19 protein-coding genes are annotated in these 23,545 nt (G+C 57.3%); 4 read left to right on the top strand and 15 right to left on the bottom strand.

Going from position 1 to position 23,545, the window contains the following annotated elements; all coding sequences use genetic code 11:
- Window positions 1-64 precede the first annotated feature (64 nt).
- The 3 genes from xseA (at window position 65) to APU02_RS15325 (ending at window position 2,871) form a co-directional block, all read left to right on the top strand.
- Window positions 65-1,438, top strand: a complete 1,374-nt coding sequence (gene xseA / locus APU02_RS15335; protein WP_060570507.1) for an exodeoxyribonuclease VII large subunit — start codon at window positions 65-67, stop codon at window positions 1,436-1,438.
- A 63-nt stretch (window positions 1,439-1,501) separates the two neighbouring features.
- Window positions 1,502-2,521 (top strand): M4 family metallopeptidase, encoded by a 1,020-nt coding sequence (locus tag APU02_RS15330; RefSeq protein WP_042291373.1) that lies wholly within the window; start codon window positions 1,502-1,504, stop codon window positions 2,519-2,521.
- The gene (locus APU02_RS15325; protein WP_042291377.1) at window positions 2,521-2,871 is read left to right on the top strand and encodes a protealysin inhibitor emfourin; all 351 of its coding nucleotides are present in this window, start codon (window positions 2,521-2,523) and stop codon (window positions 2,869-2,871) included. The genes APU02_RS15330 and APU02_RS15325 overlap by 1 nt, the downstream gene beginning before the upstream one ends.
- Here the strand turns inward: APU02_RS15325 and APU02_RS15320 are convergent.
- The 11 genes from APU02_RS15320 to APU02_RS15270 form a co-directional block, all read right to left on the bottom strand.
- Entirely contained in the window at window positions 2,868-3,089 is a 222-nt protein-coding gene (locus tag APU02_RS15320) for a zinc ribbon domain-containing protein (protein ID WP_060570506.1), read from the bottom strand. The genes APU02_RS15325 and APU02_RS15320 overlap by 4 nt on opposite strands.
- Window positions 3,090-3,141: 52 nt before the next feature.
- Entirely contained in the window at window positions 3,142-4,614 is a 1,473-nt protein-coding gene (gene der / locus APU02_RS15315) for a ribosome biogenesis GTPase Der (protein ID WP_060570505.1), read from the bottom strand.
- Between the two features lie 118 nt (window positions 4,615-4,732).
- Window positions 4,733-5,911 carry an outer membrane protein assembly factor BamB gene (bamB, locus tag APU02_RS15310; RefSeq protein ID WP_042291385.1) on the bottom strand — a complete coding sequence of 393 codons (1,179 nt, stop codon included), beginning with the start codon at window positions 5,909-5,911 and terminating at the stop codon, window positions 4,733-4,735.
- Window positions 5,912-5,921: 10 nt separating this feature from the next.
- Window positions 5,922-6,542 carry a YfgM family protein gene (locus tag APU02_RS15305; RefSeq protein ID WP_060570503.1) on the bottom strand — a complete coding sequence of 207 codons (621 nt, stop codon included), beginning with the start codon at window positions 6,540-6,542 and terminating at the stop codon, window positions 5,922-5,924.
- Between the two features lie 13 nt (window positions 6,543-6,555).
- Entirely contained in the window at window positions 6,556-7,830 is a 1,275-nt protein-coding gene (hisS, locus tag APU02_RS15300) for a histidine--tRNA ligase (RefSeq protein WP_042291391.1), read from the bottom strand.
- A 110-nt stretch (window positions 7,831-7,940) separates the two neighbouring features.
- Complete coding sequence (ispG, locus tag APU02_RS15295; protein ID WP_042291394.1) at window positions 7,941-9,059, bottom strand: flavodoxin-dependent (E)-4-hydroxy-3-methylbut-2-enyl-diphosphate synthase; 1,119 nt, start codon at window positions 9,057-9,059, stop codon at window positions 7,941-7,943.
- A 26-nt stretch (window positions 9,060-9,085) separates the two neighbouring features.
- On the bottom strand, window positions 9,086-10,093 hold the full coding sequence (rodZ, locus tag APU02_RS15290) for a cytoskeleton protein RodZ (RefSeq protein ID WP_042291396.1): 1,008 nt from the start codon (window positions 10,091-10,093) through the stop codon (window positions 9,086-9,088).
- A gap of 288 nt (window positions 10,094-10,381) precedes the next feature.
- Entirely contained in the window at window positions 10,382-11,548 is a 1,167-nt protein-coding gene (locus tag APU02_RS15285) for a bifunctional tRNA (adenosine(37)-C2)-methyltransferase TrmG/ribosomal RNA large subunit methyltransferase RlmN (protein WP_060570502.1), read from the bottom strand.
- Between the two features lie 147 nt (window positions 11,549-11,695).
- On the bottom strand, window positions 11,696-12,127 hold the full coding sequence (gene ndk, locus APU02_RS15280; RefSeq protein ID WP_042291400.1) for a nucleoside-diphosphate kinase: 432 nt from the start codon (window positions 12,125-12,127) through the stop codon (window positions 11,696-11,698).
- Window positions 12,128-12,292: 165 nt separating this feature from the next.
- Complete coding sequence (gene pbpC / locus APU02_RS15275) at window positions 12,293-14,605, bottom strand: peptidoglycan glycosyltransferase PbpC (RefSeq protein ID WP_060570500.1); 2,313 nt, start codon at window positions 14,603-14,605, stop codon at window positions 12,293-12,295.
- Window positions 14,606-19,549: an alpha-2-macroglobulin gene (locus tag APU02_RS15270; protein ID WP_060570499.1), complete on the bottom strand. Its 4,944-nt coding sequence runs from the start codon at window positions 19,547-19,549 to the stop codon at window positions 14,606-14,608.
- A gap of 209 nt (window positions 19,550-19,758) precedes the next feature.
- On the opposite strand from APU02_RS15270, the gene sseA reads away from it, so the two are divergent.
- Window positions 19,759-20,610, top strand: coding sequence for a 3-mercaptopyruvate sulfurtransferase (sseA, locus tag APU02_RS15265; protein WP_060570498.1), 852 nt, complete (start codon window positions 19,759-19,761; stop codon window positions 20,608-20,610).
- 159 nt (window positions 20,611-20,769) lie between these two features.
- On the opposite strand, the gene sseB is transcribed toward sseA, so the two are convergent.
- The 4 genes from sseB to fdx all read right to left on the bottom strand — a co-directional run bounded on the left by sseB (window position 20,770) and on the right by fdx (window position 23,544).
- Window positions 20,770-21,546 (bottom strand): enhanced serine sensitivity protein SseB, encoded by a 777-nt coding sequence (gene sseB / locus APU02_RS15260; protein ID WP_060570497.1) that lies wholly within the window; start codon window positions 21,544-21,546, stop codon window positions 20,770-20,772.
- 104 nt (window positions 21,547-21,650) lie between these two features.
- Window positions 21,651-22,934 (bottom strand): aminopeptidase PepB, encoded by a 1,284-nt coding sequence (pepB, locus tag APU02_RS15255; protein WP_060570496.1) that lies wholly within the window; start codon window positions 22,932-22,934, stop codon window positions 21,651-21,653.
- Between the two features lie 62 nt (window positions 22,935-22,996).
- Window positions 22,997-23,197 (bottom strand): Fe-S cluster assembly protein IscX, encoded by a 201-nt coding sequence (gene iscX / locus APU02_RS15250; protein WP_003037694.1) that lies wholly within the window; start codon window positions 23,195-23,197, stop codon window positions 22,997-22,999.
- Window positions 23,198-23,208: 11 nt separating this feature from the next.
- On the bottom strand, window positions 23,209-23,544 hold the full coding sequence (fdx, locus tag APU02_RS15245) for an ISC system 2Fe-2S type ferredoxin (protein WP_042291414.1): 336 nt from the start codon (window positions 23,542-23,544) through the stop codon (window positions 23,209-23,211).
- Window position 23,545 lies beyond the last annotated feature (1 nt).

Raw genomic sequence — 23,545 nt, 5'->3', positions numbered from 1 at the left:
ATCCCCGGTAAGCGGGTTACTATCGACTGAATAACCTGCTGATTTAGAATTTGATCCCGCTCACATGTTATCCTCTCAGACTTCCGCCATTTTTACCGTAAGCCGCCTTAATCAGACGGTTCGTCTGCTGTTGGAACAAGAGATGGGACAGGTCTGGATCAGCGGCGAAATTTCGAATTTCTCCCAGCCCGCGTCAGGCCACTGGTATTTCACCCTGAAAGATGACGCCGCCCAGGTGCGCTGTGCGATGTTTCGCAACAGCAACCGCCGGATTACTTTCCGCCCGCAACACGGGCAGCAGGTGCTGGTGCGCGCCAATATCACCCTCTACGAGCCGCGCGGCGATTACCAGATTATCGTCGAGAGCATGCAGCCCGCGGGTGAAGGGCTGCTCCAGCAAAAATTCGAACAGCTAAAAGCCACGCTTTCGGCAGAAGGTTTGTTCGATCAGCAGTTTAAAAAACCGCTTCCCTCCCCTGCCCGCTGCGTCGGGGTGATCACCTCGAAAACCGGCGCTGCGCTGCATGATATTCTCCACGTACTCAAACGCCGCGATCCGTCCCTCCCGGTCATTATTTATCCGACCGCCGTACAGGGTGACGATGCGCCAGGGCAAATCGTGCGCGCCATCGAACTGGCGAACATGCGTAACGAGTGTGACGTGCTGATTGTCGGACGCGGCGGCGGTTCACTGGAAGATTTATGGAGCTTCAATGATGAACGGGTGGCGCGGGCAATCTTCGCCAGTCGCATTCCGGTAGTGAGCGCCGTCGGACACGAAACGGACGTGACGATTGCCGATTTTGTCGGCGATCTGCGCGCGCCGACCCCTTCAGCAGCCGCTGAAATGGTCAGCCGCAACCAGCAGGAGCTGGTGCGCCAGCTTCAGTCTGCCCAGCAGCGCCTTGGCATGGCGATGGACTATTTTCTCGCAAACCGCAGCCGTCGCTTTACACAGTTGCATCATCGTCTGCAACAGCAGCATCCGCAGCTGCGACTGGCGCGTCAGCAGACGGCGCTGGAACGATTACAACAGCGGATGAATATCGCGATTGACAGCCAGCTTAAGCGTTCCGGCCAGCAGCAATTCCGCTTATTACAGCGCCTCAGTCACCAAAATCCTCAGCCACGCATTCACCGGGCGCAAAGCCGTATTCAGCAACTGGAATATCGTCTGGCGGATACAATACGCGCGCGCCTGAGCCAAACGCGCGAACGCTTCGGCAATGCGGTCACTCATCTGGAAGCCGTCAGTCCGCTCTCCACTCTGGCACGCGGCTACAGCGTGACCAGCAGCGCCGACGGCAATGTGCTGAAACACACTAAACAGGTGAAGGCTGGCGATCTGCTGACCACCCGGGTCACCGATGGCTGGGTGGAAAGCGAAGTGAAAGCCGTCAAAACGGTAAAAAAATCCCGCCAGCGTAAAAGCGTTTAATTTTCACACTATACTGCTGTTATTCCTTATTTATTCGGCCTTGCCAGAATTCAGGAGAACAGCATGCCCCACTTTTACAGCGTCATCCCGCCTTATATCCTGCGTCGCATTATCGAAACAGGTTCTGAACCGCAGCAGCGGTGCGCACGACAAACGCTGAGCCACGTGCAGACCCTGATGGCGCATATGCCGGGCAAGCCCGCCGCGCCGCACGTCAGTCAGGCTGGCCAACTGGAACGCGACATTTACGATGCGAAGCAGACCCAGGAACTGCCCGGCACGCAGGTCCGTTATGAGGGCCATCCTTCGAATGGCGACGTGGCGGTAGATGAAGCCTATGATTATCTCGGCATAACCCATGACTTTTTCTGGAAAAACTGGCAGCGCGACTCGTTGGATAACAAAGGGTTAATTCTCACCGGCACGGTTCATTACGGACGCGAGTACCAGAACGCCTTCTGGAACGGGCAGCAGATGGTGTTTGGCGACGGCGATGGCGAGATTTTTAACCGTTTCACGATTGCCATTGACGTGGTGGCGCACGAACTGGCGCATGGGATCACGGAATCCGAAGCCGGACTGATCTACTTTGAGCAGGCGGGCGCGCTCAATGAATCGCTATCTGACGTGTTTGGCGCGCTGGTAAAGCAATACCATCTGGGGCAAACCGCGGACCAGGCCGACTGGCTCATCGGCGAAGGGCTGCTGGCGGAAGGTATCAACGGCAAGGGATTACGCTCAATGTCGGCACCGGGTACCGCCTATGATGATCCGCTGCTTGGCAAAGATCCACAGCCCGGTCATATGCGCGATTTTATCAAAACGCGTGAGGACAACGGCGGCGTGCACCTTAATTCCGGCATTCCTAACCGGGCGTTTTACCTTGCCGCGACGGCGCTCGGCGGTTACGCATGGGAGAAGGCTGGCTATGCCTGGTACGATACAGTGTGCGATCGCCAACTGGCGCAGGATGCCGACTTCATTGATTTCGCGCGTTTAACCATTCATCACGGCGAAAAACGTAGCGGTAAAGAAACGGCGCAGGCCATTGAGGACGCCTGGAAAGCCACAGGAGTGATGTAATGGATATCCCTGAACTCACTGATGACGCCGTTGTGGAACTGGCACGCGAAGGCGGCGTCGCGTTTATCCCGAAGCTGAGTCAACAGCGCAAAATTGCCCTTTCCACCTTGTCTGAGGCCCAGCGTCAGCGCGTTGCCGACATCCTGCGGCAAAGCCTGTCCGTCGGCACGCCGCCGGGTCAGGCGGATTCGCCGGGGCGAGGCGATCAGCGCTATTTTCGTATTCAGATCGTCTGGACCCGGCACGATCAGGCGGGATACGCCGATATCATCGTGCTGGTGCCGGAAAATGACGCGCCCGCTTCGCTCGTTGAGCTTTGGCAAAAAGGAGAGGATTGCGTGTGCGATTAAGTTCGCGTCAGGGCAAACTCAACGCGTTTTTTTGAAATCAGGCCATGGCCATTCTGGCAAAAGTAATCCACCGCGCCACAGGCTTTTAAGATCTGTAGCGGCTTATGGCAGTACGGGCACAGCGCCGCAAGGGCATAATCGACATTGCACGTCGCACAATGCGCAGTCTCACCGTTACGTTCCAGCGGATTTTGGCAGTCTGGACAACGAAGTTCCATAGCAGTCTCCCTATCTGGATGTGTGCCCTCTCCTGAGAGAGGGCTTAAGTGATTACTTACTTTTCTTGATATGTTTAATCAGGCGCTTACGCTTGCGCATCTGCGTCGGGGTCAGCGTATTACGCTTATTCGCATACGGGTTTTCCCCTTCTTTGAACTGGATACGAATCGGTGTCCCCATCACTTCCAGCGACTTACGGAAGTAGTTCATCAGATAACGCTTGTAAGAGTCCGGCAGGTCTTTAACCTGGTTGCCGTGAATCACCACGATTGGCGGGTTGTAACCACCGGCGTGGGCGTATTTCAGCTTCACGCGGCGGCCACGCACCAACGGCGGCTGGTGATCTTCCACCGCCATCGTCATGATGCGGGTTAGCATCGCGGTGCTGACGCGACGGGTGGAGCTGTCATAGGCCTCACGTACGGATTCAAACAGGTTGCCGACCCCGCTGCCGTGAAGTGCGGAGATAAAGTGTACGCGGGCAAAGTCGATAAAGCCCAGACGGAAGTCCAGCGTCTCTTTCACCTGCTCTTTCACTTCCTGCGTCAGGCCATCCCACTTGTTCACCACAATAACAAGTGAGCGCCCACTATTAAGGATGAACCCCAGCAGCGACAGGTCCTGATCGGAAATCCCTTCGCGGGCATCAATCACCAGCAGCACCACGTTAGCGTCTTCTATCGCCTGCAGCGTCTTGATTACCGAGAACTTTTCCACCGCGTCGGTAATCTTGCCGCGCTTACGCACCCCTGCGGTATCAATCAGCACATATTCACGCTCGTCACGCTGCATGGGGATATAAATGCTGTCGCGCGTGGTGCCGGGCATGTCGTAGACTACCACGCGGTCCTCACCCAGAATGCGGTTAGTAAGCGTAGACTTACCCACGTTCGGTCGTCCGACTATCGCCAGCTTGATCGGCAGATCCTGCGGGTTAAAATCATCTGCCGGCTCTTCTTCCCCGTTCTCGTCGGCGTCATACTGCGCCCAGTATTCGGCGTCTTCATCCACCTCTTCCTGCGGCGCGACATCGTCCATCCACGGCAGCAGAACGTGCTCCAGCAGGCTGAGAACGCCACGACCATGAGACGCGGCGATCGGGTGAATTTCCCCCAGCCCCAGGGAGTAGAAATCCACAACCGCCTGGTCCGGATCGAGGCCGTCGGTTTTGTTGGCGACGAGGAAGGTCGGTTTTTCACGGGAACGCAGATGCTGAGCGATGGCTTCGTCAGCAGGCATCAGGCCCGCGCGGGCGTCCACCATAAACAGTACAACGTCCGCTTCTTCAATCGCCAGCAGGGACTGTTCCGCCATACGGGTTTCTACACCGTCTTCCGTCCCGTCAATACCGCCAGTATCAATACAGATAAACTCGCGACCATCAATTTCCGCACGACCGTACTTACGGTCACGAGTCAGACCCGGGAAATCCGCAACCAGCGCATCCCGGGTACGGGTTAGACGGTTAAATAACGTGGATTTTCCGACGTTAGGGCGCCCGACAAGCGCGACCACAGGTACCATGTTTAAAGCCTCATTTTATAAATCATCAGACAACAGACGCGATTTTTGCGCCGTTGTTAAAAACAGGAAAACGGCCCCTGCACCAGGAGCCGTTTTTTAACGCGCACGACCGGAACGATTAACGTGTAATCGCGTATACGGTACCGTCTTTCGCCTGGATCAGCAGTTTGCCGTCGGCAGACACCGGTTCGGTCTGGAAGCCGGAGCTGTCAACTTCCTGCTGTGCCACAAAGCGGCCATCTTCAACGTTGAGCCAGTGCAGGTAACCTTCGCTGTCGCCCACCACCAGATTACCATTGTACAGCACCGGAGAGGTCAGCAGACGGTGCAGCAGATCGCTCTGTGTCCACAGAGTTACGCCGCCGTCGGTGGTCAACGCCAGTATGCGGTCATTCTGATCCACCAGATAAATACGGTTGCCGTCAACGATGAAATCGTTCACTGACCCCAGTTCACGTTTCCACATGATCTGACCGCTGCGCAGATCCAGCGCCGTCAGGTTACCATTATACGCCAGCGCATAGACGATACCGTCAACGATAACTGGCGTGGTATCGACATCGCTGAGACGGTCGATTTCTGTAGAGCCCGTCGCCTGAGAAATACGCTGCTGCCAAATCATCTGGCCCTGCTGCATCAGCACGGCGCTTACGCGACCGTTATCGCCGCCGACAATCGCCGCGCCGAAGGCCGTCGCTGGCGCAGACTCGCCGCGCAGAGACAGAGAAGGCATATCAAGGTTGACGGTCCACTTGATCGCGCCATCCGCTTCGTTCAGCGCCTGCAACTGGCCGTTACTGGTATGAATCAGCACCAGGCCGTCGCTGACCACCGGACGCGACAGCGCTTCGCCCGCGACTTTGGTCTGCCACGCAACGGTACCGTCCGCGGTGTTCAGGGCATATACCTGGGCTTTTTCACTGCCCAGGTAAACATGACCGCCAGACACCGTCACGCCGCCAGACAGCAGCGCAGGCGCGCGGGAGAACCAGCCATCTTTCTCGTTGAGGTTAACCGACCAGATCTCTTTGCCGTCGTCGGCATTTAACGCTTTCACCACGCCCGCACGATCGGCGGCGTAAACCACGTTATCTGCCAGCGCAGGATGGAGGTTGGAATAGAAATCACCGATCCCGTTGCCCACAGAGGTGCTCCAGACGGTAGACGGGGTAAACTGGTTCTCAACCACCGGTAATGGGGACATTTTAACAACGTCTTCTTCGCCGCTAAACAGTGAACAGCCGCTCAACAGGGTAACGGACAGCAGTCCTGGCAGAAGTAATTTACGCAATTGCATCGGGTCCCTCTCAGATGGACAAATTATTGATTTTCATCTGCAACATTTCGCTCAGTGCCGGGGAGGCTTTGCTGTTTACGCCTGCTTCCCATGCACTACGCGCACCTTTCTTGTCGCCTTTGCTCAACAACGCTTCGCCACGCAGATCGGCAACAATCGCCGCCCAGCCTTCACCTTTTACGGTGTCGAGGGTTTGCAGCGCAGTGTCAGCCTGTTTAAGCTGTACCTGAACGCGAGCCAGACGCAGTGAGATAACCGCCTTAAGGTTTTCGTCACTGGTGGCCGCCAGTCCCTGCTGTAGCTGGGTCACGGCTTTATCAAGTTGATTCTGGTCGACAAACTGTTGCGCCAGCTCCATCGACGCTAACGCGCCGTAGGTGTTTTTATTCTCAGCAGCAAATTTTTCCGCCGCAGACAGGTTTTCTGCGTTATCCGCGCTGAGCGAGCTCACGACGGTCTGATAAGCCTGAGAAGCAGAGCGTGCGGATTCAGTCTGGTGACTGGTCCAGTAGCGCCAGCCAATCAGCGCGCCAACCCCTAAAATCACCCCAACCGCCAGGGCTTTGCCGTTTTCGGCAAAGAAGCGTTTAATCGCGTCAACCTGGTCGTTTTCGTTCTCGTAAATTTCCACGCAGTCCTTCTCCTTAAGCCATTAACGTGCGCAAATGCGTTGCAACGCTATCCTGTGCAACCGCCGTTTGCTCACCGGAGCGCAAATCTTTCACAACGACAGTACCGGCAGCCACTTCGGACTCGCCAAGCACCAGCGCAATGCGGGCGCCCCACTTATCAGCGCGGGCAAACTGTTTCTTAAAGTTGCCGCCGCCGTGGTTTGTCATCAGCTTCACGCCCGGGAGGTCATCCCGTAAACGTTCCGCCAGCGTCATTGCCGCAGACTGCGTATCCGCGCCTGAAGCCACCAGGTATATATCGACAACAGGATCGGCAGTAAATTCCGGATTCACCGCCTGAACAAGTAAAACAAGGCGCTCAAGCCCCATTGCGAAGCCCACCGCCGGGGTCGCCCGGCCACCAAGCTGTTCCACCAGTCCGTCATAGCGGCCGCCAGCGCAAACGGTGCCCTGGGAACCCAGGCTGCTGGTCACCCATTCAAAAACGGTACGGTTGTAGTAGTCAAGGCCGCGAACCAGACGCTGATTAACGGTATAGCCAATGCCCGCGGCTTCCAGCAGTTTACACAGGCCGGCAAAGTGTTCGCGGGAATCGTCGTCCAGATAGTCGCCAAGCTGCGGCGCATCGTTAAGCAGCGCCTGTACGTCCGGATTTTTGGAGTCCAGAACGCGCAGCGGGTTGCTGTACATACGACGTTTGCAGTCTTCGTCAAGCTTCTCAACGTGCTGTTCCAGGAAGGCGACCAGCGCATCGCGATAACTGGCGCGCGCCGCCAGAGAACCAATAGAGTTCAGCTCCAGGTTAACGTGCCCGGCGATCCCCAGCGCACGCCACCAGCGTGCTGTCAGCATGATAAGCTCAGCGTCAATGTCCGGCCCCTGCAGGCCAAAGGCTTCGACGCCCAACTGGTGGAACTGGCGATAGCGCCCTTTCTGCGGACGCTCGTGGCGAAACATCGGTCCGATGTACCACAGACGTTGTTCCTGATTGTACAGAAGACCATGCTCGATGCCGGCGCGTACACAGCCTGCCGTTCCTTCAGGACGCAGGGTCAGGCTATCGCCATTGCGGTCCTCGAAGGTATACATCTCTTTTTCAACGACGTCAGTAACTTCACCAATCGCGCGTTTGAATAACGGGGTCTGCTCTACAATCGGCAGGCGGATTTCACTGTAACCGTAGCTACCGAGCACGTTTTTGAGTGTGCCTTCAATGCGCTGCCAGATGGCGGTTTCGCCAGGCAGATAATCGTTCATGCCGCGAATGGCTTGAATGTTTTTTGCCACGTTTATTCTCTTTCTGAATATAAAAATGAACCCTCAGCGCTTTCCCGAACGAGACGGGAGCCATGCGGGTTCAATCATACACGGGAAGCTACGCGCTTCCCATCACGTTATTATTTTTCAACCTGCTGCACGTTGATGCGCTGCGCTTCGTCGAGCATTGTCGCTTTGGCGCGAATGCGGGCTTCAAGCTGGTCAATCATGTCGTTATTATCCAGACGATCTTTACGAACGCCATCTTCATAGAGACCACTTTTCTTGTTGCCGCCCGTCACGCCCAGCGTGGAGACCAGCGCTTCACCCGGCCCGTTGACCACACAGCCAATGATAGAAACGTCCATCGGGGTGATGATATCTTCCAGCCGCTGCTCCAGCGCGTTCACCGTACCGATCACGTCGAACTCCTGGCGCGAACAGGTCGGGCAGGCAATAAAATTGATGCCGCGTGAGCGAATACGCAGTGATTTGAGAATATCAAAACCGACTTTGATCTCTTCCACCGGATCGGCTGCCAGCGAGACGCGCAGGGTGTCGCCGATCCCTTCAGACAGCAGCAGCCCGAGGCCGATCGCGGATTTCACCGCGCCGCTGCGTGCGCCGCCGGCTTCGGTGATGCCTAAGTGCAGCGGCTGAGCGATCTGACGCGCTAACAGGCGATAAGACTCAACGGCGAGGAAGACATCGGAGGCTTTCACGCTGACTTTAAACTGATCGAAATTGAGACGATCGAGATGATCGACATGGCGCATTGCCGATTCCAGCAGCGCCTGCGGCGTCGGTTCGCCATATTTTTCCTGCAGATCTTTTTCCAGCGACCCGGCGTTAACGCCGATACGGATCGGGATATTTTTGTCGCGCGCGCAATCCACCACCATGCGGATACGCTCTTCATTACCGATATTGCCAGGGTTGATACGCAGACAGTCCACACCATATTCCGCCACTTTCAGCGCGATACGGTAGTCAAAGTGAATGTCGGCCACCAGCGGAACAGAAACCTGCTGTTTGATGAGCTTAAAGGCTTCTGCGGCATCCATGGTGGGGACGGAGACGCGAACAATATCTGCGCCAACGCGTTCCAGCGCTTTTATCTGGTTAACCGTCGCTTCCACGTCCGTGGTCCGCGTATTGGTCATCGACTGTACGGCGATGGGGGCGCCATCGCCAATCGGCACATTCCCAACGTAAATACGCGTTGATTTTCTACGTTGAATTGGAGCCTGGTTATGCATGAAAAATCTCCCGCGTTACCCGTCTGTTACTGCGCCGGTGATTGTTCGGCATTGAGGGTCAGACGCGCAACCTGGTTAGTTCTGATAAAACGGCTCAGATCGACAGGTTTTCCTTGATACTGGATCTGCACCGCCGCCGGAGCGCCAATTTTAAGCTTATAAGGCGCCTGCCCGGTTAGGTTTAAATTGCCATCTTTACGCTGCATACCGCTGAACAGCTTTTTGCCGGTCGCATCTGTCACTTCCAGCCAGCAGTCGGCGGTGAAGTTCATCACCAGCGCGTTCGGGTCGACAGCAGGTGCCGCCGTGCCTGCCGGATCGGTTGGCAGCGTTGCTGTACCGTCCGTCGCGGACTGTGGCGCAGGGGTGGCCGGAGACGTCGTGGCGGTATCCACGTTAGCCTGAGAAGGCGACACAACGGCGTTCTGCTGCGGGTCAACCGCTGGCGCCGTTGTGGTTGGCGCTGGCGTTTGCGCGGTTTCCGCCGGACCGGTCGACGCAGGAGTATTATCCTGACTTGCTGCGGCGCTGGTATCCAGCGGCACGCTCTGCGTCGTTGCGCCATTTGCGTTCAGCTCAGCGGCGGACTGATCGGCCATCGTCGTGATCTCCTCCTGCTGCGCCTTATGGTTTTGCCACCACCAGGCGCCCGTCAGGCCGACGACCACAAACAGCACCAGCCAGGTAAACGTCATCAACCAGCCGTCGCGCTTTTTGCGCCGTTTACCTAATGAGAAGCTCTGCATCGGCGCCACTTTCGCCGCACGGACAGGCGCCTGTTTTTCCAGGCCAGGCAGCAGCTCTTCTTCAGGGATATGCACCAGACGCGCATAGGAGCGGATGTACCCGCGCAGGAAGGTCGAAGCAAGATCGGCCGGGGCCTTATCGTCTTCGATATCACGTACGGTAGACACCTTCAGGCAAAGTCGCTCAGCGACAGCCTGTTGGCTGAGTCCGAGTTGTTCACGGGCATTACGCAGACGAACGCCAGTGGATTGTGCTTCATGTTGGTCGTGAGTGGCTTCAGTATTCATTCGCTACAGCTGCTGGTGTAAATTTGGATTCAGGCGCCGGCGAGTCACAATGCCCACCCACACCGCGAAACATCTGGTCAGTTAACCTTAGTCAGACAGTATAAGCCTGTCAGGTCACTCTTAACAAAAACAGCTCAAGCCAGAGGGCTAAACTATTGTTGCACCGTACATACTGCCTTAAAGTCGACAAAAACGCACCGTTATTATTGACCAGACGAGTACAAGCGCGGCCCTCATTCAAATAACATTGCGTCACTGCACATAAAACGGGCAGTGACGCAATATTTATCAGATCGCTTTCACGTCGATAGCCTCGCCCTGCATACGTTTACGCAGGGTACGCTTGGTCCGATCGATAACATCCCCGGCCAGTTGACCGCAGGCGGCGTCGATATCATCGCCGCGGGTTTTACGCACAATGGTGGTAAACCCGTAACCCATGAGCACTTTCGAGAAACGATCGATGCGGCTATTGGAGCTGCGGCCATACGGCGCGCCCGGGAACGGGTTCCAGGGGATCAGGTTGATCTTACATGGCGTATCTTTCAGCAACTCCGCCAACTGATGCGCGTGCTCGGTTCCGTCATTGACGTGATCGAGCATGACATATTCGATGGTCACGCGCCCCTGGTTAGCGTTGGATTTCTCCAGATAGCGGCGCACCGCGGCGAGGAACGTTTCGATATTGTATTTCTTGTTGATAGGGACAATTTCGTCTCGAATTTCATCGTTCGGCGCGTGCAACGAGATCGCCAGCGCGACATCGATCATGTCGCCTAATTTGTCCAGCGCAGGCACGACGCCGGAAGTGGACAACGTGACGCGACGTTTGGACAAGCCAAAGCCGAAATCATCCAGCATGATTTCCATCGCCGGAACCACATTGGTCAGGTTGAGCAACGGTTCGCCCATCCCCATCATCACCACGTTAGTGATCGGGCGCTGGCCGGTGACTTTCGCCGCGCCAACGATTTTCGCCGCGCGCCACACCTGGCCGATGATTTCAGAAACGCGCAGGTTACGGTTAAATCCCTGCTGGGCCGTTGAGCAGAATTTACATTCCAGCGCACAACCTACCTGAGAAGAGACGCACAGCGTGGCGCGGTCGTCTTCCGGGATGTATACCGTTTCAACGCGCTGATCGCCGACGGCAATCGCCCATTTGATGGTGCCGTCGGAGGAGCGCTGTTCTTCAACCACTTCCGGCGCGCGGATTTCCGCCACCTCTTTCAGCTTACCGCGCAGAACTTTGTTGATGTCGGTCATCTCATCAAAGTTGTCGCAGCAATAGTGATACATCCACTTCATCACCTGATCGGCGCGGAAGGGTTTTTCACCTAATTCTTTAAAAAACTCCCGCAACTGCTGGCGGTTGAGATCCAACAGGTTGATTTTTCCATCTTTATTGGGAACTACCGGGGTGATGCTTTCAGGCGTGACAATGTGTTCAGACATATTCTATTCCGGCCTCGTTATTACACGTTATGGCCCCTGGAGGGTTGAAAAAGAAGCGCCCCGGTGAGCGGTGCTCGTCCTGGGGCGCTGCATTGTACAAATTCTGGCGCAAGGATGCCACGTCTGCACGCGGCATTTACGAAATTATTAACGAGTACGCGGGCACACCTCGCCTTCTCCGAAGAAGAAGGCGATTTCGCGTTTCGCGGATTCCAGGGAGTCGGAACCATGGGTGCCGTTTTCGGTGAAGCTGTCCGCGTAGTCCGCGCGCAGGGTACCCGCCAGGGCGTTTGCCGGGTTGGTTGCGCCCAGCAGATCGCGATGACGCTGCACCGCGTTTTCGCTTTCCAGAACAGAGACCACGATCGGGCCAGAGGTCATAAACTCCACCAGACCGTCAAAGAACGGCTTACCGTCGTGCTCAGCATAAAAACCGCGAGCCTGTTCTACGGTCAGGTGCAGCATTTTTGTGCCGACAATTTTAAACCCTGCTGCTTCAAAGCGCGCAAAGATATTACCAATAACGTTTTTTGCCACCGCGTTTGGCTTGATGATGGAAAAAGTACGTTCAATCGCCATTATTAACCTCTGATAAGTGTTCTGTTGTTGTTTACCTGGCGCGGATTATAAAGAGCATCCTGACTGTTGCCTATGGATAAAGGTAACATTTTTTTAAAATAAGATGAGTATTAGCAACAACACGCATGCGTTCGCGGCGGATGGCCTGACAAACGGCGCTGACGACTACAGCAAGGAAAATCTCACCGCCGCAATTTGTCCTGCGCCATCCATCACCAACAGTTGATATTCTCGGTTTTCCACGAGCCGCAACGTGATCGCAGATCCTCGTTCGCTTAACGGTTCGCCATTAAGGAACCACCAACGTTCGCCGCTTCCACCGCTGCTCTGAATCGCGACGCTCGCCTCAAGACTACCCGGTAAACGCTTCACTATCGCCCCGTCACGTATGCCGGAAAGCTGAAGCGGTAAAAGGGCGTCCTGTCCCAGCGGCGGGCACTGTACGGAGGGCGGCGGCAGCCTTGCAGCACGACGCTCCGGGGTCGGTAACCACGGCTCCAGCGGCAGCGGCCAGACGATCAGCGTCCGCTCGCGCGCCTGCGGACAGTCGGCAGCAACGCGTTTTCCCGCGCCGTCCAGCCAGACAGGAAAACGAATACCGCTCACGCCTTCCTGCTCAGGCAACAGCAACGTCGGCGGCTGTGCGCCCTCCAGCAGCCAGCTCGCCAGACGACGGCGACAGTTGGCGTCGCCATCCGCAAGAGATTGTCCGCCAGGCCAGCAAACCGTCCCTCGCGTCACTGACGAAGGGCGCGGATCTTCCGGCAGCGATGCGCCGCGGGCCAGCAGCAAGTTGTTTACCTGATTCAACAGCGGAATGGCGCTGGCGAATCCAAACTGTCCGGCGACGGGCGTTCCATCCGGTCTGCCGGTCCAGATGCCGATCACATAGCGAGCGTTCAGGCCAATCGCCCACGCGTCGCGATAGCCGTAGCTGGTGCCGGTTTTCCAGGCCAGCGGCGCGACGCGGGGTAGCGCGCTGTCAGGTAATGGCTGCGCTTCATCCGCCATGATTCTCCGGATGATCCATGCCGCGCCCGGCGAAAGCAATGGGCGCTCAATCAGCGGCTCGTCCGGTTGCAGGCGCAGCTTTCCCGCCTTACCGTGGCGGGCAAACGCGCTATACGCCGCCGCCATCTCCTCAAGCCGCGCGCCTGCGCCACCCAGAATCAGCGACAGATTCGGCGCGGCGCCCGCAGGCAGATACAGCGGCAATCCGGCGTTGCGCAGTTTCGCCGCAAAACGTTTTGGTCCGTAGGCTTCCAGCACCTGCACCGCTGGCAGGTTCAGCGATCTGACCAGCGCCTCACTCATGCTGACGGGGCCGTGGAAGCCGCTGTCAAAATTGCCAGGCCGATAATCCCCGGTACGACGTGGCACATCCTGTAATAAAGACGCCGGATGAATTAACCCATCATCCAGCGCAAGGCCGTAGACAAAGGGCTTTAACACCGATCCGGGTGAACGGATCGCATTTACCATATCCACATGACCGAATCGCGTATCGTCATTCAAATCTGCCGAGCCGACCCAGCCACGCACACTCATGTCGGTATGGTCGACCACGATCATCGCCAGGGAACTGCGCGCCGGAAGCCTTCCGTTCCAGTTATTCGCCAGCTCTTCCAGTTGCCTTTGCAACCCGGCATCCAGGGTGGTGACGATTTTGTCGCGCTGGCTTTTGCCCAACATCATGCGCGAAAACAACGGCGCCAACTGCGGCATTTGTCTCGGCGCAAGCCAGACAGGCTCTTCACGCGACTCCTGCACCTGCTTTGGCGACCACACGCCCTGGGTCGCCATTCGCGCAAGCACTTTATTTCGCGCGGCCTCTGCCCGTTCCGGCCACCGGTCGGGACGCAGACGGCTCGGCGCCTGAGGCAGCACCGCCAGTAAAGCCGCTTCGGAATAACTCAACTGCGTCGGAGGCTTACCCAGGTAAGCCCAACTGGCCGCGCCGACGCCCTGCAAAGTCCCGCCAAACGGCGCACGATTGAGGTACAGGGTCAGGATGTCACGCTTAGAGAGGTGCCATTCGAGCTGAAAAGCGCGCCAGAGTTGACGAAACTTGCCGCCGAAGGTTCGCGGATGCGGGTCAAGGAGTCGGGCAACCTGCATGGTTAAGGTGCTGCCGCCGGAAATCACGCGTCCGGCGCTCAGATCCTGCCACGCCGCGCGAAGCACAGAGAACGGATTGACCCCCGGGTGCGTCCAGAACCAGCGATCTTCGTAATTGATGAGCGCCTCAAGGTAGCGGGGGGAGACCTCTTCAACGGTAACCGGATAACGCCAGATCCCTTCCGCGTCAGCGAATCGCCATAACGGCGTACCGTCATGCGCCACGACGACACGGGCCGGATTCACTACGCGCAGGGGTAAGGGCCAGATTCTATCAGCCGCCAGAACGGCGGCGACCAGAAGGACAGACGCAACTGCCAGCCAGAGCCAGCAGTTGCGTTTGCGACACAATCGGATCATTTACGGCTTAACAATCAGCAGATTGTCAGCCGCGCCGATCGCCCGCCATTGTGGTACATACATTGACTCCACCAGCGGCGTCGGCACCTGGTACGTTCCCGGCGTCACCGCGCGCGCCAGATACACCAGCGTGACGGGCTGCCCTTCATTGATCGCCACGGCGGCGACAAAGCGATCATCGCGGAACTCCATGTGCTGAATGTCCGCCTGTTGCATCTGGTTAATCAGGTTCTGCACTTCGCTGCCGCTTTCCTGCAGGCTGGCGCTGCCATTGGACAGGTTCTGGTTTTCCAGTTCCAGACCGGCTGGCAACAGATCCACCACCAGCGCATCGGGCACGTTCTGGCTGGCCTTCACTTCCAGCCAGACCAGCACCAGTTCGCCACTGCGTAACGAATCCAACGCTTTGCTTTGTCCATCAGTGCCCAGAATATGGCGCTCAATGTGCAAAACATTGCTGGCTGGCGCTGGCGCGGTTTGCGGGTAGCCGCTGACATCCAGGCGCAGCCACATTGGCTGTGTGCCGCTGTTGGTCACCTGCAGCGCGGCAAGTTGATCGGCATCGAGATTGCGGGTTTGCGCGCGATCGCCCGCCAACGGCTGCGTCTCAAGCGACGTCTGCGCCTGCCAGGTTCCCGGCAGATCCTGAAGAGTGCGCGCCGCAAGGAACAACGCGTTATTCTCCTGCGTTGACAGCCAGCGTTGACCAAATGCCTGTTCAGAGAGGGTGTTCAGCAAGCTGTTCTGCGCTTCCGGCTTCAGCTTGTTTTCTTCCAGCAGCGACAGCATCAGCGCGTTATCGCGAAGTGGGCTGCCGTAATCCGCCATCCACTGAGGATCGCTGTCGCGCGGCGTCGTCAACGCCAGGCTAATCGCCTCGTCGCTACGCTTCGCATCCCCCATATTTTTCAGGGCAATCCCCAGTTGCAGCAGCGGTAAACCGGACGCCGCCTGACCGCGACGCTCCCAGATTTCACGCAGCGCGCCAAGCGGCGCTTTCTGCTGACGCGCCAGCACCAGCGCGGCATAGGCCTGCACGGCAAACTTACTCGCCCGGGTGTCATCGGCGTAGCGAATCGACATCATGCCCGGATCCTGAAGATAGCGCAGCAGACGCGCGTTCCCCTGGTTAATGCTTTCCGCCGGGACGCTGTAGCCCTGCTCGCCCGCACGGACAAGAAAGTCCATCGCGTACGCGGTCAGCCAGTATTCTTCCGGACCGTTTTTATCCCACAGCGCAAAGCCGCCGTTATCACGCTGCATCTGCAGCAGACGTGAAATGCCGGTTTCTATCGCCGCACGGCGCTTTTCATCGCTGTCGCCAGCAATGCCCAACGCCTTAAGCTGCGCAGCGTTAGTATAAAGCGACGGGAACAGGCCGCTGGTGGTTTGTTCCAGGCAGCCATACGGATAGGCTTTCAGTTCGCGGATATAACGCGCCAGATTCAGCGGCGGTTTACCGCTGAACAGCAGTTGTCCCTGGGTGGTGACTGGCGAGAAATTGGCCAGTACATCGGCAGGCGCCGACCAGCTTTCGCCTGATTGCAGCATAATGCCGTGATGGGTTGTTTGCGCCGGGAATGCCGGACGAACGCCTATCTTCCACTGTTTTTGCTGCGCCCCCACCGCTTCGCCCGGCAGCGTCAGGCCAGTGAGCGTAGCCTGCAGCTCGCCATCGCCAAAGCCCTCTTTTGCGCGCACCGGAATAAACAGCGTGGTACGCACACCCGGCGCAAGATTGACTGGCGCAGGCTGCTCGCTGATCAACTCAATCAGACCGCGGGTCGTCAGCCCCACGTTTAGGGTCTGCGGCTGGTCCGTAAGGTTAGTGATATCCAGCACCAGACGCGACGTGTCGCCGCTGGCCATAAAGCGCGGCATATTCAGTTCAGCGATAACCGGCGCCGCCACAACGGTTTTGCTTTCGCTACTGCCGAAGTCTTCTGCGGTCCACGCTTGCGCCATGACCCGAAGTTCACCGTTGAAATCGCCAATCGGCAACGTCACGATGCCTTCGCCCTGTTCGTTTAGCGTAACTGGCTGCGCCTGTTGGGCGACAATATTGACATGGTTAACCGGGGGTTTACCCCCGCGTTTTAGCTCATCGCCATCGCCACCAAAGCGCAACGCCGCCAGACGTCCCTGACCTTCAATGACCTGACCATAAATATCGTAGATATCCGCGCCATAGCGTTTTTGCCCGAAGAACGCCTGCCACGGATCCGGCGTGACGTAATCGGTAATATTCAGCACGCCGCTGTCCACAGCGGACACCAGCACGTTTATCTGTTTCGGCGCGGCGCCGTTTTTGGCGCTGGCTTTAATTTTCACCGTCAACGGCTGGTTCGGCCGCATTTTCGCCGGGCTCTCCAGCGTCAGCGCCAGGCGACGATTTTCGTCGCCTAACGGCAGATGCAGCAAGCCTACGGCGCGTTTTGGCGTCGCCGAACGCGATTTATCCCCAGGACGCACCACCAGCGTACTCAGATAAAGATCGTGGCGATTCCAGTCTTTATCTACCGGAATTGACAGATCCAATCCAGCCGCCGGTACGTCAATTTCTTGCCACCACACCGGGCCTTCGCTGGATTCCACCATCGCATAACCTTTGCCTGCCGCCGGCGCGGCAATATGCAGCCTGATGGTGTCGCCCGGACGATAAGCGGGCTTATCGAGCTTCAACGTCACGCGATCCGGACGTACCGCCCCGCTGCCGTCGCTGTTGTCCTGCCAGCTATAGCCCGCCCAAAAGCGAACGCTGCTGACAGCATCGTTGGGCGCTTTGACTTCCAGTCGGTAAGCGCCCCATTCCACCGGAAACGACACTTTACCGGTTTCATCGGCGCCGAGATCCAACGTCTGTTCGCCTTCGACCAGATCTTTTTGATCGAAGCGCGATTCCCAGCCCTCGCTTTCCGACCAGTTCCAGTAGTAATCACGGCGTTCACGGATCAACCGCACCTGCAATCCGGATACCGCTTTTTTCACGCCCTGAGCATCGGTATAAACAATATCAAACGCGGCGTTGCTGTCTTCGTCGACAACAGGCTGATTGACGGTGGTGTCGGTGCGATAGTCATACACTGCTTTTACCGCAAACTGCGGACGGATACCCGGCAGCGTGTCGGCTGGCCAAATCGCCTGCTCCGCACGGCGTGTGACCGGGCGACCACCGGACTCCAGCAGGCTGGCCTGCAAGACCACCTGTAACGGCGAATGGGCGTCACGCCACTGGCTGTCAGTACTGACCTTTCCGCGCCCTTGCGCATCCAGCGTTAACTGCACTTCGTCCAGGCTACGTGAAAGGTTCTCCTCCGCGATGTTGCCAAACTGGAAGCCCGGCAACGCCGGAACGGCTTCACGCAATGGTCGGAGGAACAGCTGGCCTTGCAGAGCATTACCATTTGCGGGCGCGCCATACAGGTAATAGCCGGTAACCGAGAAATTGACCTTGTCCGCAGGCGCTAATGGCGTTTTCTGCCCACTGAGGTTCAGCGCCATTCGTTCCGGCATAAAATCTTCCACGTGGAAGTCCCACATCCGGCTCTGGTTATCGCCCGTGTTCGCGCGGATATGCCACATGCCGGTCGGCGCGCCGCTGTCCAGCGGGTAGGTAAAGCGGTACAAGCCATTTTCAGCCTGACTCACCACGCTGCGGATCACCTGGCCGTCCGGTTTGACCACCTCGAGCTTAACCGGCTGATCGGGCAGCGACCTGCCGTCGCTGTCGCGCAGCAGTCCATTGAGGATCACCGTTTCGCCCGGACGATAGAGATCGCGCGGGCCGAACATAAAGAATTGCTTGCTGTAGCCTGGCGCGCCTGCGATATCGAACTCGGCCAGGTCCAGCGCCGGCAGTTTGAGATCCAACAGGGTGGTTTGACCGTCTTTCCGCGCTAACAGCAACGCGGCATTTTTCGTGTTCTCCAGTTGCAGATGGCCTTTCCCGTCGCTGGTGGCCTGCGCCAGCGTCTGGCCTTTCTCATCCAGCAGAGAGACATTGACGCCCTGCTGCGCCGCGCCGTTTTCCAGACTTTGGGTAAAAACATCCAGACGGTTCTGGTAGCGATGCGCCGAGACGCCAATGTCGCTTAAGGTAAACAGCGTCGCGGCATTGCTGTATTCATACTTACCGGCTTTCGCCATGACCGCGATATAAACGCCGGTCTGCTGCAGCGGTTTAATCTCGCTGAGCGGTAAGAGAAGTTTTTCGCGGGTGTTGCGCGCCGGATTCAGGTCGAAACGGCCAGAATAGACTAAATCGGCCATTTTCAGCAGCGTGTCGGACTCCCAGTTCGAAAGGGAATTGCGATACTCCCACTGGCTGACGAACGCCGCCAGCGATTCCGGCTTCACGCGGAAAAAGTTTACGTCTACGTTGTTCACATTCAACGCCATGACCGGCAGGCCTTCCACCACCTTTCCTGGCAGCAGCGACCCACGACTGGCAAAGCCGACGCTGGGCTGCACGTCACGGGTGGTGAGCGCTTTTTCGTACGTAATGTCGAAAGTCGCGTTGTTCAGCGCTTTAAGATCCCGTTCAACCGTGACCACCAGAGAACGATTAGGCTCCAGATGGCGTAAACGCAGCTCTTTCAGATTGGGCGAAAGCTCCCAGGCGCCATCGACTTTGCCGCTTTTCTTATCCACCACATGCACGGTGCGGGCGAAATCCTGTTCGGGATCGAGCGGAATGGAAAAAGTCAGCACCAGCGTGGCGGCGCCATCGAGCTGCACTTCTGATGCGTCCAACAGCGTTAAGGCTTTGCCTTCGCTTTGCTGGGCCAGCTTTTGCAACTGCGCCGGATCTTTCTGGACAGGCGGTGTGGCCTTTGTTTGCGTCGCTGGCGTATCGCTTTTGGCGACAGTTGTGGTTTTGTCGTTGTTGTCGCACCCAGCCAGCGCCAGCATCAAAATGCAGGCGGCTACGCGTATGTGTTTCATTTTTCATCCCTGGCCGACATGGCCCGTTAGCAACGTAGGACAGACATTATGCGTGAGATTTATCGTTGTGTAAGTCTGTATCCGCTCTGCGCTGTCTGAATTTTTTTTAGAAGTGTGGCGCTACCGGACAATTCGGGCGCTTTTACTTGCCCGTTATCCCTAAACGTCCGAGAATTCTTCTTTTCTGTGACGCAAAAATGGAGATGCTTATGTCCACTTCCTGGTTTGTCGCCGCCGACTGGCTTGCTGAGCATATTAACGATCCGCATATTCACGTTATCGACGCCCGAATGGCGCCGCCGGGACAGGAAGACCGCGACGTTGCACAAGAGTTCCGCGCCGGACATATTCCTGGCGCCGTGTTTTTCGATATCGAAGCGCTTTCCGACCACACCTCTCCTCTGCCCCATATGATGCCGCGCCCGGAAGCCTTTGCCGTCGCCATGCGCGAACTCGGCATACATCAGGATAAGCATCTGGTTGTTTATGACGAAGGAAATCTGTTTTCCGCGCCACGCGCGTGGTGGATGCTGCGGACGTTTGGCGTGGAGAACGTGTCGATCCTGGGCGGCGGGCTGGCGGGCTGGCAGCGCGCTGCGCTGCCACTGGAAGAAGGCGACGTGACGCTGCCGGAAGGCGAATTTGACGCCGCGTTTACCCCCGGAGCCGTGGTGCGTGTTACTGACGTGCTGTTAGCCAGTCACGAAAAAACGGCGCAAATCGTCGACGCCCGTCCGGCTGCGCGTTTTAATGCAGAAGTGGATGAGCCGCGTCCCGGCCTGCGACGTGGCCACGTCCCCGGCGCGTTAAACGTGCCGTGGACCGAGCTGGTTCAGGACGGTGAATTAAAAACGACTGACGAACTGGACGCCATTTTCTTTCGCCACGGGGTCAGTCTGGATCGGCCCATTATTGCCAGTTGCGGTTCCGGCGTGACGGCTGCCGTGGTGGTGCTGGCGCTGGCCACCCTGGGGGTTCCGGACGTTGCGCTGTATGACGGCGCATGGAGTGAATGGGGCGCGCGTGATGATTTACCGGTGGAGCCTGAACCGTCTGAATAAATTCCGACAGGACTTGCTTATCCCCACAAAAAAACCGTTCAACAGCGCGTTTTTTTGTGCTGGTTCGGTTCGCGGCCTTCCCGGCACGCTGTGTTCAAAAATCTCAACGTTCAGAACAAGTAAGCCAGGTAGCCGTCCTACGGGGCGGCTTTCCTGTGATCAGAGAATCCGTTTTTGCTTAAAGTCACGCAGGAATCCGCCCCAGCGACGTTCGTAGAACGGTGCGATATGCTCGGTAATAAAGTGGCTGATGCCCTTTTCGCCTTTCACGACCTGACAGATATCAATTGGCTCATCGCCCGGTAAGGTGTCGGTCGCCACGCTGCCCGCCGCCTGAATAATGTCCTCAATATCGCCGTCAGCCTCAATGCCTATCAGCAGGTTAGATTCAGCATCGGCACTTTCTTTAATGGAGCACAGAAACGCCCGCTTCACCGGCTTGATGGTTTTAAACAACGTGGTGAGCGAATCGATCATCTGGGCTGGCGGTTCAGCGACGTCAGAAAGGATCAATGATTCCCCTCCCTCCAGCACCTCTTGCGAACTCAGAGGATTGCCCTCTTCACCCATTAACAGGCTGATTTCACGCGGCATAAACTCTTTGCCGGTCGGCAGTTTGGCGTTAAGGAACAGCGTCTCGCCCAGGGTCATTTCAAACAGAGTGCGCACGGGCATCACCACAAACGCCTGTTCTTCTTCCACTGCCTGCTGTAGCGCATCCAGAGAAGTAAAGAACGGAATAACGGAGGTGCCGTCCTCTTTTTCCCAGTGCTGAAGATCCAGCGCAGAGTCTTCGACGATCGCCTCGCCTTCGGCAGCGGTGCCGGGCACCCAGACGGTCGACTCCAGCAAGGTGCGGAAAAAGGCCGGACGGTGCGCGGGTTCTGTCGCCGCTTTCTCCAGCAGAATTTCTAATTCGTTTTTCGTTTCGGACATAGGCATCACACATCGTATTAAAAATGATTGCAGGCCTGACGCAACGTGTCGCGTCAGGCAAAATGCCGGGAGGCGCTTCGCTTGCCCGGCCTATAAAGCGGATTTTAGGCGGTCAGCAGATTCGCAATCGTGCGCACGCCCAGGCCAGTCGCCCCGGCGGACCACTGCTCAACCGGCGCTTTGCGGTAGGTGGCCGAACAGTCAATATGCAGCCAGCCCTGCTGGTAATTTTCGACAAAGTGCGACAGGAACCCCGCCGCCGTGCTCGCACCGGCCGGATACGCCGCGCTGCCGGTATTATTCAGCTCGGCAAAATTCGACGGCAGTTGGTTACGGTGGAACTCCGCCAGCGGCAGACGCCAGAACGGCTCGTTTTCCGCCGCCGCGCTGGCCAGCAGGCGGTTCGCCAACCGATCGTCAAAGCTGAACAGCGCATGATAGTCATTACCCAGCGCCGTTTTTGCCGCGCCGGTCAGAGTGGCGGCGTCGATAATCAGCTCTGGTTTCTGCGCGCAGGCGTCAATCAGTCCATCCGCCAGTACCAGACGGCCTTCCGCATCGGTGTTCATCACTTCCACGTTTTTACCGTTACGATAGCGAATAATATCGCCCAGCTTAAACGCATTGCCGCTGATAAGGTTATCGGCACAGCAAAGGAACAGCTTCACGCGCTTGTTCAGACCGCGGGTAATGGCAAACGCCAGCGCGCCGGTCACCGTTGCCGCGCCGCCCATATCGGATTTCATCGAATCCATAAAAGCGCTCTGTTTGATGCTGTAACCGCCGGAATCGAAGGTGATGCCTTTACCCACCAGACAGGCATAAACCGGCGCATCTTTATTCCCGGTCGGGTTGTAGTCGAGCGCCAACAGCACTGGCGGACGCTCAGAGCCGCGGCCAACGGTATGCAGCCCCATGTAATTCTGCTCGCGCAGGTCTTCGCCTTTCGTAATACGGTAAGAAACATGATCGCACGCTACGCTGCACAGCAGGTCAACGGCGCGCTGCGCCAGTTGCTCCGGCCCCAGTTCTTCCGCCGGGGCGTTGATGGTGTCGCGCACCCAGTCGACGATCGTCAAACGGTTGTCCAGCTCCTGGCGCTGTGCGTCGTCGAGTTGCGGCCACTCGACCTTACGGCTGCCTTTCGGCCCTTTGTAGCCCTGCCAGAAGGCCCAGCTGCGATCGGCGTCCCATCCGTCACCGGCAAGCTGGACATGCTTAATACCCAGTCCGTCAATTTTACGCGCGGCGCGCTGAATCAGGCCCAGGTCGTCTTTACCGTTGAGGTGCAGGGTAATCCCGTCGCTATTAATACTGTATGTGGCTTTTTCACCCCAGCGCGCGTCGGCAGGCTGAGTGGAAAGCGTGATTTTCATGGCTTCTGTCATTGTTATTTTTCCTTAACTTCGCGCATACAGGAAAACGGGCTACCCGTAGGCAGCCCGTTGTCTTATTCGGCTTCGTCCAGCCAGACCAGCAGAATGGCCTCAAGGATCTTTTCGTTCGATGCCTGCGGGTCATCGTCGAATTCTTCCAGGTCGCAGATCCACTGATGCAGATCGGTGAAACGAACGGTTTTTGGATCGAGATCGGGGAAGGCGTCGTACAGCGCTTCGCCAATTTCACGGCTGTCTGTCCACTTAAGTCCCATACTACCCTCTGTTAATGCTCGCGCGCATGGTTGATTGTGTAACGTGGGATTTCGACCACTAAATCATCTTCGGTGACGCGCGCCTGGCAGCTTAAGCGACTCTCCGGCTCCAGCCCCCAGGCTTTATCCAGCATGTCGTCTTCTTCTTCCGTGCTTTCCGGCAGGGAATCAAAACCTTCACGCACGATGCAGTGGCAGGTGGTACAGGCGCAGGATTTTTCGCAGGCGTGTTCAATCTCGATGCCGTTACGCAGGGCAACGTCAAGAATGGTTTCACCGGTCTTCGCTTCCAGAACTGCGCCATCCGGACAGAGGTCCTGATGAGGCAGAATAACAATCTTTGGCATA

The sequence above is a fragment of the Citrobacter sp. 50677481 genome, from assembly GCF_001463265.1.
Classification (GTDB): domain Bacteria; phylum Pseudomonadota; class Gammaproteobacteria; order Enterobacterales; family Enterobacteriaceae; genus Citrobacter_A; species Citrobacter_A sedlakii.
The sequence above is the reverse complement of the archived record's forward strand: the minus strand, read 5'-3'. Positions and strand labels throughout refer to the sequence as shown.

Bases quoted from the DNA above. Each gene is read 5' to 3' on its own strand.
- xseA (WP_060570507.1), top strand. From the start codon at position 65: ATGTTATCCTCTCAGACTTCCGCCATTTTTACCGTAAGCCGCCTTAAT.
- APU02_RS15330 (WP_042291373.1), top strand. From the start codon at position 1,502: ATGCCCCACTTTTACAGCGTCATCCCGCCTTATATCCTGCGTCGCATT.
- APU02_RS15325 (WP_042291377.1), top strand. From the start codon at position 2,521: ATGGATATCCCTGAACTCACTGATGACGCCGTTGTGGAACTGGCACGC.
- APU02_RS15320 (WP_060570506.1), bottom strand. From the start codon at position 3,089: ATGGAACTTCGTTGTCCAGACTGCCAAAATCCGCTGGAACGTAACGGT.
- der (WP_060570505.1), bottom strand. From the start codon at position 4,614: ATGGTACCTGTGGTCGCGCTTGTCGGGCGCCCTAACGTCGGAAAATCC.
- bamB (WP_042291385.1), bottom strand. From the start codon at position 5,911: ATGCAATTGCGTAAATTACTTCTGCCAGGACTGCTGTCCGTTACCCTG.
- ispG (WP_042291394.1), bottom strand. From the start codon at position 9,059: ATGCATAACCAGGCTCCAATTCAACGTAGAAAATCAACGCGTATTTAC.
- rodZ (WP_042291396.1), bottom strand. From the start codon at position 10,093: ATGAATACTGAAGCCACTCACGACCAACATGAAGCACAATCCACTGGC.
- APU02_RS15285 (WP_060570502.1), bottom strand. From the start codon at position 11,548: ATGTCTGAACACATTGTCACGCCTGAAAGCATCACCCCGGTAGTTCCC.
- ndk (WP_042291400.1), bottom strand. From the start codon at position 12,127: ATGGCGATTGAACGTACTTTTTCCATCATCAAGCCAAACGCGGTGGCA.
- pbpC (WP_060570500.1), bottom strand. From the start codon at position 14,605: ATGATCCGATTGTGTCGCAAACGCAACTGCTGGCTCTGGCTGGCAGTT.
- APU02_RS15270 (WP_060570499.1), bottom strand. From the start codon at position 19,549: ATGAAACACATACGCGTAGCCGCCTGCATTTTGATGCTGGCGCTGGCT.
- sseA (WP_060570498.1), top strand. From the start codon at position 19,759: ATGTCCACTTCCTGGTTTGTCGCCGCCGACTGGCTTGCTGAGCATATT.
- sseB (WP_060570497.1), bottom strand. From the start codon at position 21,546: ATGTCCGAAACGAAAAACGAATTAGAAATTCTGCTGGAGAAAGCGGCG.
- pepB (WP_060570496.1), bottom strand. From the start codon at position 22,934: ATGACAGAAGCCATGAAAATCACGCTTTCCACTCAGCCTGCCGACGCG.
- iscX (WP_003037694.1), bottom strand. From the start codon at position 23,197: ATGGGACTTAAGTGGACAGACAGCCGTGAAATTGGCGAAGCGCTGTAC.
- fdx (WP_042291414.1), bottom strand. From the start codon at position 23,544: ATGCCAAAGATTGTTATTCTGCCTCATCAGGACCTCTGTCCGGATGGC.